This is a genomic window from Streptomyces sp. Ru72, assembly GCF_002920635.1.
Taxonomy (GTDB): Bacteria; Actinomycetota; Actinomycetes; order Streptomycetales; family Streptomycetaceae; genus Streptomyces.
On sequence record NZ_PQSR01000061.1, the window covers coordinates 1 to 13,031 of the forward strand.

At 71.1% G+C, this 13,031-nt stretch carries 15 protein-coding genes; 7 read left to right on the top strand and 8 right to left on the bottom strand.

The window, feature by feature from the left end; genetic code table 11:
- Together C3488_RS25025 and C3488_RS25030 are read left to right on the top strand one after the other, a co-directional pair.
- Positions 1-429: PASTA domain-containing protein (locus tag C3488_RS25025; protein ID WP_146067919.1), on the top strand; the 429-nt coding region annotated here is incomplete at its 5' end.
- Positions 430-474: 45 nt separating this feature from the next.
- Positions 475-1,371, top strand: coding sequence for a deoxyribonuclease IV (locus C3488_RS25030; protein ID WP_103843025.1), 897 nt, complete (start codon positions 475-477; stop codon positions 1,369-1,371).
- Between the two features lie 18 nt (positions 1,372-1,389).
- On the opposite strand, the gene C3488_RS25035 is transcribed toward C3488_RS25030, so the two are convergent.
- Entirely contained in the window at positions 1,390-2,022 is a 633-nt protein-coding gene (locus C3488_RS25035; protein WP_103843027.1) for a sulfite oxidase-like oxidoreductase, read from the bottom strand.
- A 152-nt stretch (positions 2,023-2,174) separates the two neighbouring features.
- Here C3488_RS25035 and bfr point away from each other — a divergent pair, with 152 nt between their 5' ends.
- Positions 2,175-2,654 (top strand): bacterioferritin, encoded by a 480-nt coding sequence (gene bfr, locus C3488_RS25040; RefSeq protein WP_103843029.1) that lies wholly within the window; start codon positions 2,175-2,177, stop codon positions 2,652-2,654.
- A 6-nt stretch (positions 2,655-2,660) separates the two neighbouring features.
- Here bfr and C3488_RS25045 read toward each other — a convergent pair whose 3' ends face one another.
- The gene (locus C3488_RS25045) at positions 2,661-2,885 is read right to left on the bottom strand and encodes a bacterioferritin-associated ferredoxin (RefSeq protein WP_103843031.1); all 225 of its coding nucleotides are present in this window, start codon (positions 2,883-2,885) and stop codon (positions 2,661-2,663) included.
- Between the two features lie 118 nt (positions 2,886-3,003).
- Positions 3,004-4,356 carry a class II 3-deoxy-7-phosphoheptulonate synthase gene (locus C3488_RS25050; protein ID WP_103843033.1) on the bottom strand — a complete coding sequence of 451 codons (1,353 nt, stop codon included), beginning with the start codon at positions 4,354-4,356 and terminating at the stop codon, positions 3,004-3,006.
- A gap of 100 nt (positions 4,357-4,456) precedes the next feature.
- On the opposite strand from C3488_RS25050, the gene C3488_RS42705 reads away from it, so the two are divergent.
- On the top strand, positions 4,457-4,519 hold the full coding sequence (locus C3488_RS42705; protein ID WP_351226422.1) for a trp operon leader peptide: 63 nt from the start codon (positions 4,457-4,459) through the stop codon (positions 4,517-4,519).
- A gap of 101 nt (positions 4,520-4,620) precedes the next feature.
- Entirely contained in the window at positions 4,621-6,504 is a 1,884-nt protein-coding gene (locus tag C3488_RS25055) for an anthranilate synthase family protein (RefSeq protein WP_103843035.1), read from the top strand.
- 80 nt (positions 6,505-6,584) lie between these two features.
- Here the strand turns inward: C3488_RS25055 and C3488_RS25060 are convergent, their stop codons facing one another.
- The 4 genes from C3488_RS25060 to C3488_RS25075 form a co-directional block, all read right to left on the bottom strand.
- Positions 6,585-7,613 carry a 6-phosphofructokinase gene (locus tag C3488_RS25060; protein WP_103843037.1) on the bottom strand — a complete coding sequence of 343 codons (1,029 nt, stop codon included), beginning with the start codon at positions 7,611-7,613 and terminating at the stop codon, positions 6,585-6,587.
- Between the two features lie 174 nt (positions 7,614-7,787).
- A complete protein-coding gene (locus C3488_RS25065; protein ID WP_103843108.1) occupies positions 7,788-8,435 on the bottom strand; it encodes a response regulator transcription factor in 648 nt (215 codons plus the stop codon).
- Positions 8,436-8,485: 50 nt separating this feature from the next.
- Positions 8,486-9,730, bottom strand: coding sequence for a MacS family sensor histidine kinase (gene macS / locus C3488_RS25070; RefSeq protein WP_103843039.1), 1,245 nt, complete (start codon positions 9,728-9,730; stop codon positions 8,486-8,488).
- A gap of 53 nt (positions 9,731-9,783) precedes the next feature.
- On the bottom strand, positions 9,784-10,518 hold the full coding sequence (locus C3488_RS25075) for a 1-acyl-sn-glycerol-3-phosphate acyltransferase (protein WP_258053634.1): 735 nt from the start codon (positions 10,516-10,518) through the stop codon (positions 9,784-9,786).
- A gap of 162 nt (positions 10,519-10,680) precedes the next feature.
- Here C3488_RS25075 and C3488_RS25080 point away from each other — a divergent pair, with 162 nt between their 5' ends.
- Entirely contained in the window at positions 10,681-11,460 is a 780-nt protein-coding gene (locus C3488_RS25080; RefSeq protein ID WP_103843043.1) for a carboxylesterase, read from the top strand.
- Positions 11,453-12,019, top strand: a complete 567-nt coding sequence (locus C3488_RS25085; RefSeq protein WP_103843045.1) for a hypothetical protein — start codon at positions 11,453-11,455, stop codon at positions 12,017-12,019. The genes C3488_RS25080 and C3488_RS25085 overlap by 8 nt, the downstream gene beginning before the upstream one ends.
- 17 nt (positions 12,020-12,036) lie before the next feature.
- Here C3488_RS25085 and C3488_RS25090 read toward each other — a convergent pair whose 3' ends face one another.
- Positions 12,037-12,795, bottom strand: coding sequence for an endonuclease/exonuclease/phosphatase family protein (locus C3488_RS25090; RefSeq protein ID WP_103843047.1), 759 nt, complete (start codon positions 12,793-12,795; stop codon positions 12,037-12,039).
- Positions 12,796-13,031 lie beyond the last annotated feature (236 nt).

The following is a 13,031-nucleotide window of genomic DNA, read 5'->3' on the forward strand; positions in this document are numbered from 1 at the left end:
GGCTCGGCGATCGCGCTCACCGTCAGCAAGGGCAGCCCGGTCGACGTGCCCGACGTCAGGGGCGACTCCATCGACGACGCCACGTCACAGCTCCAGGACGCGGGCCTGCGGGTGAGGATCGCCGACACGCAGGTCACCTCGGAGTACGACGCCGGAAAGGTCGCCCGGCAGTCGCCGGACGCGGGCCGGCAGGCCGGTCAGGGCGACACCGTGACGCTGACGCTGTCCAAGGGTCCCGAGATGGTCCAGGTGCCCGACGTGACGGGGCAGAACGTCGACGACGCCAAGCAGGCGCTCGAGGCCGCGGGTTTCCAGGTCGAGGAGGACCGGGGTCTGCTGGGCCTGTTCGGCGACACGGTGAAGAGCCAGTCGGTCAAGGGCGGGGACAAGGCTCCGAAGGGCTCGACGATCACGATCAAGATCCGCTAGCACGCCGAGGACCGGGCGCCCGGGACGACATGACACCCTTGGGGCGTGAGCACAGAGCAGTCCCGTGGCGCCCTCGGAACCTTCGGCCCCTCCCGCAACCCGATCGGCAGTCACGTCCCGGTGGCCGGCGGGCTGAACTCCGTCGGGCTGGCCTACGCCCGCGACATCGGGGCCGAGACGGTACAGGTCTTCGTCGCCAACCCTCGCGGCTGGGCGACGCCCGCCGGCAGTCCGCGTCAGGACGAGGAGTTCCGGGCCGCGTGCGCCGCCGAGTCGATCCCGGTGTACGTCCATGCTCCGTACCTGATCAACTTCGGCTCGCACACCGAGGCGACCGTGGACAGGTCGGTGGAGTCGCTGAGGCACTCGCTGCGCCGGGGCCGGGAGATCGGGGCGCGGGGCGTGGTCGTGCACACCGGCAGCGCGACCGGCGGCCGGGACCGCTCGGTGGCGCTGAAGCAGGTACGGGAGCGCGTGCTGCCGCTGCTGGAGGAGCTGACGCACGACGACCCGTGGCTGCTGCTGGAGTCGACCGCGGGCCAGGGCGCCTCACTGTGCTCCCGCACCTGGGACTTCGGGCCGTACTTCGAGGCCCTGGACGCCCACCCCAAGCTGGGTGTCTGCCTGGACACCTGCCACATCTTCGCGGCCGGGCACGACCTGACCGGGCCGGACGGGGCGCATCGGACACTGGACCTGCTCGTGGACACCGTCGGCGAGGGCCGGCTGAAGCTGATCCACGCCAACGACTCCCAGGAGGCGGTCGGCGCCCACCGGGACCGTCACGCGAACATAGGCGCCGGCCACATCGGCGAGGACCCGTTCCGCGCGCTGATGACGCACCCGGCCACCGAGGGCGTGCCGCTGATCATCGAGACGCCCGGCCGCAAGGAAGGCCATGCGGCCGACGTGGAGCGGCTGCAGAAGCTGCGCGACGGCTGACCTCCAGCCGCCCCGGGCTCAGAGCTCGGGGCCGTCCCCGGGCCCCTCCTGGTAGGAGTAGCGCTGCTCCTTCCACGGGTCACCGATGTTGTGGTACCCGCGCTCCTCCCAGAAGCCGCGCCGGTCGGTGGTCATGTACTCGACGCCGCGGACCCACTTGGGGCCCTTCCAGGCGTACAGGTGCGGCACGATCAGGCGCAGCGGGAAGCCGTGTTCCGCGGTGAGCAGCTCGCCGTCCTTGTGCGTGGCGAAGATCGTGCTGTCGGAGGCGAAGTCGGACAGGCGCAGATTGGAGCTGAACCCGTACTCCGCCCAGACCATCACGTGGGTGACCGTGGGCGCGGGCGGGGCGATCTCCAGGATCGTCCGGGCCGGGATGCCGCCCCATTCGGCGCCGACCATGCTGAACTTCGTCACACAGTGCAGATCGGCCATGACGGTCGCGTACGGCAGTGACGTGAACTGCTCGTGGTTCCAGCAGTGCTTCTCGCCGTCCGCGGTGGCGCCGAAGACCCGGAACTCCCAGCGCTCGGGGCGGAACTTGGGCACGGGACCGTAATGCGTGACCGGCCATCCCCGCTGGAGTCGCTGTCCCGGCGGAAGCTGTGACCGTGCCGTTTCTCCAGATTCGCGCTCCACCGGATGACCCATGACTCCATCCTGACAGACCGCGGAGGGTGCACATGACCAGCCCGGGTTCAATTCGGACAACTCAGACTAAGCGTGAACTTACTGGACGCTCTTCGGTGCCGGTGCCATGATGCGGCGCAGCCCGCTGTCCCCGGCCCGGAAGGATCCCCGTCATGCAGGGCGACCCAGAGGTCATCGAATTCCTCAACGAACAGCTCACCGGCGAGCTGACCGCGATCAACCAGTACTTCCTGCACGCGAAGATGCAGGAGAACCTCGGGTGGTACAAGCTCGCCAGGTACACGCGGCGGGAGTCGTTCGACGAGATGAAGCACGCGGAGGTGCTCACCGACCGCATCCTCTTCCTGGAGGGTCTGCCGAACTACCAGCGACTCTTCCATGTACGGGTGGGGCAGACCGTCAGGGAGATGTTCGAGGCCGACCGGCAGATCGAGGTGGAGGCGATCGACCGGCTCAGGCGCGGGATCAAGGTGATGCGGGAGAAGGGCGACATCACGTCCGCGAACATCTTCGAGTCGATCCTGGCGGACGAGGAGCACCACATCGACTACCTGGACACCCAGCTGGACCTGCTGGAGAAGCTGGGCGACGCGCTGTACATCTCCCAGGTCATCGAACAGCCGGAGAGCTAGGCGGCGCTAGGCGGCTTCCTCCAGGCCGGACAGCACCGGCTCGGCGATCTCGGGGCGAGGGTACGCGCCGCGTCCCAGGAGCGCCTGGATCCTGCGCACACACGACCCGCAGTCCGTGCCCGCCTTGCACGCGGAGGCGATCTGCCGCGGAGTGCAGGCGCCGTTCTCCGCGTGCTGCCTCACCTGCTGCTCGGTGATGCCGAAGCAACTGCAGACATACACGCGGTACACCTCCCGCCGAGATCAATAAGGCAAACCTAACCTTACCTGCCCCACCGGGGGTGCGACAGCAGAGTGGGGCGCGGATCGTGTGATCCGCGCCCCACTCGCGTCGGTCAGCGCCCGCGGGCTACTGGTCCCGGTACATCTCCGCGACGAGGAACGCCAGGTCCAGCGACTGGCTGCGGTTCAGCCGCGGGTCGCACGCCGTCTCGTAGCGCTGGTGCAGGTCGTCGACGAAGATCTCGTCGCCGCCACCCACGCACTCGGTGACGTCGTCGCCGGTCAGCTCCACGTGGATGCCGCCCGGGTGCGTACCGAGCCCCTTGTGGACCTCGAAGAAGCCCTTGACCTCGTCGAGCACGTCGTCGAAGCGGCGGGTCTTGTGGCCGGAGGCCGCCTCGAACGTGTTGCCGTGCATCGGGTCGGTCACCCAGGCCACCACCGCGCCGGACGCCGTGACCTTCTCCACCAGCTCGGGGAGCCGGTCGCGGATCTTGTCCGCGCCCATGCGGACGATGAAGGTCAGCCGGCCCGGCTCACGGTCCGGGTCGAGGCGGTCGATGTAGCGCAGCGCCTCCTCGGCCGTCGTGGTGGGGCCGAGCTTGATGCCGATCGGGTTGCGGATCCTCGAGGCGAACTCGATGTGCGCGCCGTCCAGCTGCCGGGTGCGCTCACCGATCCAGACCATGTGCGCCGAGACGTCGTACAGCTGCCCGGTGCGGGAGTCGGTGCGGGTCAGCGCCGACTCGTAGTCGAGCAGCAGCGCCTCGTGCGAGGAGTAGAACTCGACGGTCTTGAACTCCTCCGGGTCGGCCCCGCAGGCGTGCATGAAGTTCAGCGCGTTGTCGATCTCGCGCGCCAGCTGCTCGTAGCGCTGACCAGACGGCGAGGACTTCACGAAGTCCTGGTTCCAGGCGTGCACCTGGCGCAGGTCGGCGTAGCCGCCGGTGGTGAAGGCGCGCACCAGGTTCAGCGTGGAGGCGGAGGCGTGGTACATCCGCTTCAGTCGCTCGGGGTCCGGGACGCGGGCGGCCTCGGTGAAGTCGAAGCCGTTGACGGAGTCGCCGCGGTAGGTCGGCAGCGTCACCCCGTCACGGGTCTCGGTCGGCTTGGAGCGCGGCTTGGAGTACTGGCCGGCGATACGGCCGACCTTCACCACCGGCACCGAGGCGGCGTACGTGAGTACGGCGCCCATCTGGAGCAGCGTCTTGAGCTTGTTGCGGATGTGATCGGCGGACACCGCGTCGAAGGCCTCGGCGCAGTCGCCGCCCTGGAGGAGGAACGCCTCTCCCTTGGCGACGGCCGCCATCCGGGCGCGCAGCTGGTCACACTCGCCCGCGAAGACGAGCGGCGGATACGACTCGAGGTCCGCGATCACTGCGCGCAGAGCCTCGGGGTCGGGGTACTCGGGCTGCTGCGCCGCGGGCAGGTCTCGCCAGGTGTTGCCAGCGCCAGGGCTGGTCTTAGCGTTCACGGTCACCCCCTAAACATTACGGGGTCGTGTCCGCCGCTTATCGATGCGCTCGACTGATGAGACGGCTCGTCCCGCCCGGGGCGGGGGTTCGTGTAGGGTGCGGGGCATGTTCGCGCACTCGACCCAGAACCAGAACTGGTGGTGGACCGCTCGTCCGGCGGCCCACTGACTGCGCGTACGCACGACTTCGCGAAGGCCGCCCGAGGGGCGGCCTTCGGCGTTTTCGGGACCGGGCCGTTCCCTCTCACCTCACCGAGAAGGACACCGCCCATGAACCTGTCCGACCTGCTGCACGACCCCCGCCCGTTCGCCCTGCTGCGCCGCCGCACCCCGGGGCGCGACCACGACACCGTGGAGGTGCTGATCGGCCCGGTCGGCCGCTGTGAGCGCCTGGCCGACCTGCCCGACGAGGCCCTCGCCCTCGTTCCGTACCGCCAGATCCGCGAGCGCGGCTTCGACGTCCGCGACGACGGCACACCGCTGCTGGCGCTCACGCCCGAGGAGTCGTACGAGATCCCCCTGGACCAGGCGCTGGCGCAACTGCCACGGCACGACGTCCGCGTCGAGGACGGCGGCTTCGACGTCACGGACGAGGAGTACGCCGGGATCGTCGGGCGGGTGCTGGAGGAGGAGATCGGGCGGGGCGAGGGCGCCAACTTCGTGATCCGGCGGACGTACGAGGGGCGCATCCCGGGGTTCGGCCGGGCCGACGCCCTCGCACTCTTCCGGCGGCTGCTGGTCGGGGAGCGGGGTGCGTACTGGACCTTCGTCGTGGACACCGGTGACCGGACTCTGGTGGGGGCCAGCCCCGAGGTGCACGTGCGGATGTCCGGCGGGACGGTCGTCATGAACCCGATCAGCGGCACCTACCGCTATCCGGCGGACGGTCCGACCCCCGAGGACCTGCTCCGCTTCCTCGCCGACGGCAAGGAGATCGAGGAGCTGTCGATGGTCGTCGACGAGGAGCTGAAGATGATGTGCACGGTCGGCGACATGGGCGGGGTCGTCGTCGGGCCGCGCCTGAAGGAGATGGCCCACCTCGCGCACACCGAGTACGAGCTGCGCGGGAAGTCCACGCTGGACGTGCGCGAGGTGCTGAAGGAGACGATGTTCGCGGCGACCGTCACCGGGTCGCCGGTGCAGAACGCCTGCCGGGTGATCGAGCGGCACGAGGCCGGGGGCCGGGGCTACTACGCGGGCGCGCTGGCGCTGCTCGGCCGGGACGCCGGAGGCGCGCAGACCCTCGACTCCCCCATCCTCATCCGCACCGCCGACATCGACGGTGGACGACTGAGGGTGCCCGTCGGGGCCACGCTCGTGCGCGGCTCCGACCCGGCGAACGAGGTCGCGGAGACCCATGCCAAGGCGGCCGGGGTGCTGGCGGCGCTGGGGGTACGGCCCGGGCGGCCGCGCGAGGAGCACGTACGGCCGAACCTGGCGGAGGACCCGCGGGTGCGGGCGGCGCTGGACGGGCGGCGGGAGATGCTCGCCCCGTTCTGGCTGCGCATGCAGGAGCGGGCCTCGGAGCTGACCGGGCACGCGTTCGTCGTGGACGGCGAGGACACGTTCACCGCGATGCTCGCGCACGTCCTGCGCTCGACCGGTCTGGAGGTGACCGTGCGGCGGTACGACGAGCCGGGGCTGCGGGAGGCGGTGCTCGCCCACTCCGGTCCCGTGGTGCTCGGGCCCGGCCCGGGCGACCCCTCGGACCTGGCCGATCCGAAGATGCGGTTCCTGCGGGAGCTGACGGCCCAGGTCGTCAGGGGCCACCGGCACGGGGTGCTGGGCGTCTGCCTGGGCCATGAGCTGATCGCGGCCGAGCTGGGCCTGGAGATCGTCCGCAAGGAGGTTCCGTACCAGGGCGCCCAGACGGAGATCGACCTGTTCGGGCGGCGCGAGACCGTCGGCTTCTACAACAGCTTCGTGGCGCGCTGCGACGACGACGCGGCGGCCGAGCTGGTGGCGCACGGCGTCGAGGTCAGCCGCAGCGCGACCGGGGAGGTCCATGCGCTGCGCGGGCCCGGGTTCGCCGGGGTGCAGTTCCACCCGGAGTCGGTGCTGTCGGTGGGCGGCGCCGGCGTCGTACGGGAGCTGCTGCGCGGGCTGGCTGCCGCGGGCACGGGCCCGTTCGCGGAGCGGCGGCCTGCGCTGTAGCGGGGCGACCCGCTCTGTAGCGGGCGGGGAGGGCGCGGCCGGGGTGGGAACGCCCCGGCCGGGTTCCTCGAGGTGCGGCGTCAGCCGAAGAAGACGCCGACCTCCTGGTAGAGCTTCAGGTCGACCGTCTTCAGCTTGGCGGTGGCCTCGGAGAGGGGGACACGGACGATGTCCGTGCCGCGCAGGGCGACCATCTTCCCGAAGTCGCCGTCGCGGACACAGTCGATGGCGTGCAGGCCGAAGCGGGTGGCGAGCCAGCGGTCGAAGGCGCTGGGCGTGCCGCCGCGCTGGACGTGCCCGAGCACGGTGGTCCGGGCCTCCTTGCCGGTGCGCCTCTCGATCTCCTTCGCCAGCCACTCGCCGACGCCGGAGAGGCGGACGTGCCCGAAGGAGTCCAGCGACCCGTCCTTGAGCACCATGTCGCCGTCCTTCGGCATCGCTCCCTCGGCCACGACCACGATCGGCGCGTACGACGCCTTGAACCGGGACGTCACCCAGGCGCACACCTGGTCGACATCGAAGCGCTGCTCGGGGATGAGGATGGCGTTGGCGCCGCCGGCCAGCCCGGAGTGCAGGGCGATCCAGCCGGCGTGACGGCCCATCACCTCCACCACCAGCACCCGCATGTGGGACTCGGCCGTGGTGTGCAGGCGGTCGATCGCCTCCGTCGCGATGTTGACGGCGGTGTCGAAGCCGAAGGTGTAGTCCGTGGCGGACAGGTCGTTGTCAATGGTCTTGGGCACGCCGACGACGTGGACGCCGTACTCGTCGGACAGGCGGGCCGCGACCCCGAGGGTGTCCTCGCCGCCGATCGCGACGAGCGCGTCGACCTCCTCCTTGGCGAGGTTGTCCTTGATGCGGCGGATGCCGTTCTCCTGCTTGAGGGGATTGGTGCGCGAGGAGCCGAGGATGGTGCCGCCGCGGGGCAGGATGCCGCGCACGGCGGGGATGTCCAGCCGGACGGTGTCGCCTTCGAGGGGGCCCCGCCAGCCGTCCCGGAAGCCGACGAAGTCGTAGCCGTACTCCTGCACGCCCTTGCGCACGATGCCCCGGATGACGGCGTTGAGCCCGGGGCAGTCGCCGCCTCCGGTCAGTACTCCGACCCGCATGGAAATGTCCCTTCGCCGCGGTTGCCTGGTGCAGGTCACGCTAATAGTGACCCAGGTCACTTCGGCATGGGCGGGAAGGTCAATTCCGGTGAATTGTCCGGCAGTTGATCACCATCAATGCACTCGAAAGCGGGACAGCCCTCCGGGAGTTGACCGGTCGGGGTCCGTTCCGGCCTACTCGCCGTCGAGTCCGCGCTCGATCGCGTACCGGACCAGCTCCACCCGGTTGTGCAGCTGGAGCTTGCCCAGGGTGTTCTGGACGTGGTTCTGCACGGTGCGGTGGGAGATCACCAGGCGTTCGGCGATCTGCTTGTAGCTCAGGCCCTTGGCGACCAGACGCAGCACCTCGGTCTCACGGTCGGTCAGCCGCGGTGCCTTCGGCTCGTCGGCGCCTGCGGCGGGGGCCGGTTCGGAGGCGAGGCGGCGGTACTCGCCGAGGACGAGCCCCGCCAGGCCGGGTGTGAACACCGGGTCGCCGACCGCCGTGCGGCGCACCGCGTCGATCAGCTCATGAGTGGACGCGGACTTCAGCAGGTAGCCGGTCGCACCCGACTTCACGGCCTCCAGCACGTCCGCGTGCTCGCCACTGGCCGACAGCACCAGCACGCGCAGCGCCGGGTTGGCGCCGACGAGTTCCTTGCAGACCTGGACGCCGGGCTTGGCCGGCAGGTTGAGGTCCAGGACGAGCACATCCGGAGAGGCGGCCCGGGCCCGGCGCACGGCCTGCTCACCGTCCCCCGCGGTGGCGACGACCTCGAACCCCGACTCGGCGAGGTCACGTGCGACGGCGTCCCGCCACATGGGGTGATCGTCGACCACCATGACCCTGACCGGGCCCTGCCCCCGCTCGTCCGTCGTCGTGCTGCTCTCCGTCACGGCTGCTCCGCCTTCCCCCGTGCGTCCCTGAGGTCCTGCCCGTCCCCCACGGCCTTCGGTAGCTTCAGTTCCACTTCCGTGCCCTGACCCGGGACCGAGATCCACTCGGCCGTACCGCCGATGTCGCGCAGACGGCCGCGGATCGACTGGGCCACTCCGAGGCGTCCCTCCTCCTCGGCCCGGGCGAGGCGTCCCTCCGGGATCCCGGGCCCGTCGTCCCGCACACTCACCACGATCCCCTCCGGCTCGTCCTCGACCAGGATCCAGGCGCGGGCGCCCTCCCCCGCGTGCCGGCGGACATTGTCCAGGGCGGCACCGACAGCGGCGGCCAGCTCCCGTGCCACGGCCGGGGCGAGCGGCACCGGGCAGCCCGGTTCGGACAGCGTCACCCGGGCGCTCGCGTACCGGGCGAGCAGGGTGCGCAGATCGACCGGACCCTCCTCGGCGTCCGGTTCGTCGACCGCTCGGACGACCGCGCCGAGCGCCGCGTCCTCCGACACCCTCGACGGCGGCACCAGGCCCCCGGAGACCAAGGTGCGCAGCGCCACCTCCTGCTCCCCGGCCAGCCGGCCCAGCTCGGCGGCCTCACCGCCGAGCGCTGTGCCGCGCCGCTGCACCATGGCGAGCACCTGGAGCACGCTGTCGTGGATGTCCCGGGCCAGCCGCTCCCGCTCCCGGGTCGCCGCCTCGATCTCCAGCGCACGGGCGAGGGTGCGCTCGGAGGCGCGGGCGACCTCGACGACATAGCCGATCGCGATGGAGGCGACCCAGACGAGGACCACGTTGTGCACGGTGTCCCGGGCCGGGGAGCCGCGCTCGATCAGGTTCGCGACGGCCACCGGTGTGGAGGCGAAGGCCGCCCAGCGCCAGCCGCCCTTGAGCGCGTACGCCAGGACCGACCCGGCGGTCCATATCGACGGCAGGGTCGGGCCGCCGGAGGCGATCCGCTCGTGCGAGTCGGCGACGGGGGTGAGGAGGATGCCGGTCAGGGCGATGCCGAGGTCGACGGCCAGGAACCACCTGGTACAGCTCGCCGCGTTCGCCACCCGCGGGAGCGTGGCCAGGGTCCACACGCACAGCACGATGTAGTACGCGATCGCCGGCCAGGGCCGGGTGAACGTGTCGTAGGCGGTCGCGAAGAACCCGATCGCGTACAGCATCGTCAGGACCCGGTACCCGGCAAGGGCACGCCACAGCGGCTGCTCGACGGACATCCTGATGACACGCTCGCGCTTGGCCATGTCCCCCCTCTTCTTCGGCCCTTCCCCGCCACCCCAGCCGTACGGGCCGTGTCCTAGGAGCCCGCCGGTCCCTTCGCGTCCTTCTGCGCGTCCTTCTGTGCCTGCTTCTCCGCCTTGGCCGCCTCCGCGATCTGCCGTTTGGCGGCGGTCGCGTAGATGTCGACGTACTCCTGGCCGGAGAGCTTCATGATCTCGTACATGACCTCGTCGGTGATCGCGCGCAGCACGAACCGGTCGTGCTCCATGCCCTGGTAGCGGCTGAAGTCCAGCGGCTTGCCGATCCGGATCCCCGGCCGCATCAGCTTCGGGACGACCTTCCCCGGCGGCTGGATCTTCTCCGTGTCGATCATGGCGACCGGGATGACGGGCGCCCCGGTCGCGAGCGCCACGCGCGCGAGGCCGCCGGGCTTGCCCCGGTAGAGACGGCCGTCGGGCGAGCGGGTGCCTTCCGGGTAGATGCCGAACAGTTCGCCGCGCTCGAGCACCTCGATGCCGCTCTTGATGGCGGCCTCGCCCGCGCCGCGCGCTCCCGAGCGGTCGACGGGAAGCTGGCCGACGCCCTTGAAGAAGGCGGCGGTCAGCCGGCCCTTCACACCGGGCGTGGTGAAGTACTCGGCCTTCGCGATGAAGGTCACCTTGCGGTCGAGGACCGCGGGCAGGAAGAACGAGTCCGAGAAGGACAGGTGATTGCTCGCCAGGATCGCGGGGCCCTCGGCGGGAACGTTCTCCAGGCCCTCCACCCACGGCCTGAAGGCGAGCTTCAGCGGCCCCCCGATGGATACCTTCATCGCGCCGTACAACAACCGAGTGCCTCCTGTGTCTGTAGATCAGACCTTAACGCGGCCCGCCGACAAAGGATCCGACGACCCTGGTCGGTGTCAGTGCCGTCGCGTACGGTGAAGTACCTGCATTCGACGTGCCCAGCCCCTTTTCATGAACAGGAGACCGACGTGCCGGTCCTCCCCGGAGCCGAGCCGTACCGCCACGAGGGCGGGGAGATCGGCGTCCTCCTCTGCCACGGCTTCACCGGTTCCCCGCAGTCGCTGCGCCCCTGGGCGGAGCATCTGGCCGAGCGCGGCCTCACCGTCTCGCTGCCGCTGCTGCCCGGGCACGGCACACGCTGGGAGGACATGCAGCTCACCGGCTGGCAGGACTGGTACGGGGAGGTGGACCGCGAGCTGCGCGCCCTGCGCCGAAGCTGCGCACAGGTGTTCGTGGCCGGCCTGTCCATGGGGGGCGCCCTGGCCCTCCGGCTGGCCGCCAAGCACGGGGACGCGGTCAGCGGCGTCATCGTGGTCAATCCGGCGAACAAGGTGCACGGCCTGTCCGCGTACGCCCTGCCGGTCGCCCGCCACCTCGTGCGGACGACCAAGGGGATCGCAAGCGACATCGCCAAGCCGGGCAGCGTGGAGCTGGGGTACGACCGGGTGCCGCTGCACGCGGCGCACTCGTTGCGGAACTTCTTCCGGGTCGTCGACGGCGAGCTTCCGCAGGTCACCCAGCCGCTGCTGCTCCTGCACAGCCCGCAGGACCACGTCGTGCCACCGGCCGACTCGGCCCGGATCCTGAGCCGGGTCTCCTCCACGGACGTGCGCGAGGTCCTGCTGGAACAGAGCTACCACGTGGCGACGTTGGACCACGACGCGGACCGGATCTTCGAGGAGAGCCACGAGTTCATCGGCCGGCTCGCGCCCAGTGTCGGCAAGGAAGGGACGGCCGCAGGTGGCTGAGCACGACTCCGACCGCGAGGACCGCGAGCCGGACGAGAAGGGTGTGCCCTTCGACGAGGAGGCCGCGTGGGCGGCGATCGTCGCGGGGTACGGCGAGGAGCCGCCGGACCCGCCGGGTTCGAAGCCGTTCAAGCCGGTCGAGGACCTGGCGCTGCCCGACTGGGAGCCGAACAGCGTCACGTTCAAGGACGACGAGACGAAGGACGGCCCGGTGAAGCCGCTGGGCAGCTCGGTGTCCTTCGCCCCGGGGGTGGGCCCCCGGGACTATGCGCCGCCGGAGCCGTCCGAGGACGACTTCGACGAGGACGACGAGGGCCACTTCGTGCCGCCGGAGCCGCCGCCGCTGCCGGCGGCGGACACGACGGCGAAGTTCGCGTGGCTCTCGGTGATCGGCGGGCCGGTGCTGCTTCTGCTGGCGGTGGTGCTGGGCTGGGAGATCAGCTGGTGGCTCACCACGCTCGGCGTCGGCGGCTTCCTGGGCGGCTTCGTGACCCTCGTCGTACGCATGAGGACGGACGACGACGGGGACGACGAACCAGGTCGCGGCGCGGTGGTCTGACGCGGTGGTGCGATCCCCTACGAGGCGGGGACCCTGAGGGCGGCGAGCACCGGTAGGTGGTCCGTGGCCGCGGTGAGGTCCCGCTCCGTCACGCCCGGGTGGCCGAGGGGGACCCCGCAGCCGAGGACCTCGATGCCACGGGTGGCGAAGACGGCGTCGATACGGCGTGGGGGGCCGGAGCGGGTCCAGGTGTGCTCGCCGCCCCAGGGCGCGGTGACCCAGGCGTCCTGAAGGTCGGTGGCGAGGCGCTTGAAGGTGGGCCCGTCCGGGGTCTCGTTGAGATCACCGCCCGTGATCGCGTGCTCGACGCCCATCGTGGCGAGGCGCTCGAGGAGCATGCCGCCCTGTTCGTAGCGCTCGTCGTCCTGCAGGCTCAGATGGCAGCCGATGACACCGAGCCGGGCGCCGCCGAGCCGCACGACCGCCGTTGCGAAGCCGCGGCGGTGCAGGCCGGGGGTGAGGGGCAGCAGGACGTCCTCGGTGCGCTCGACGGTGGCCCGCAGCGAGCAGAGCAGGGCCGGTCCGGCGGCGGTGGCGCCGCCCGAGAGGATCACGAGACCGGAGGCCGCCGCGAGCCGGGCGAGCTTCTTGCGCCACCGGAAGAAACGGGGGGCCTCCTGGACCAGCACGAGGTCCGGGGCGCAGGCGCGGATGACGCGCGCGAGAGCGTCCGTGTCGTCGCGCATCGACCGGATGTTGTAGCTGAGCACCCGGAGGACGGCGGATCCGTCGGCTTCGGTTCGGGAGTCGGGGAGCAGCGGGTCGGAGGTCGCCATGCCGATCAAGATACGCCGCGCCCCGCTGCGGCCGGCAGGGGTTGCTCGCCCCCGCCGCCCCTACCGGTCCCGACCCGGGGCTCCGTCCCCGCACCCCCTGCGGGACTGCGTCCGCCGCACCCCGCCTGCCTGCGCTGGGCACACGTCGACGTACGTCGGCCTGTGAGTTCCGCCCGCCCGCGCGATGACACGGGGCTCCGCCCCAGACCCCGGGAGGACCCGCCGCTTCCGGTAAC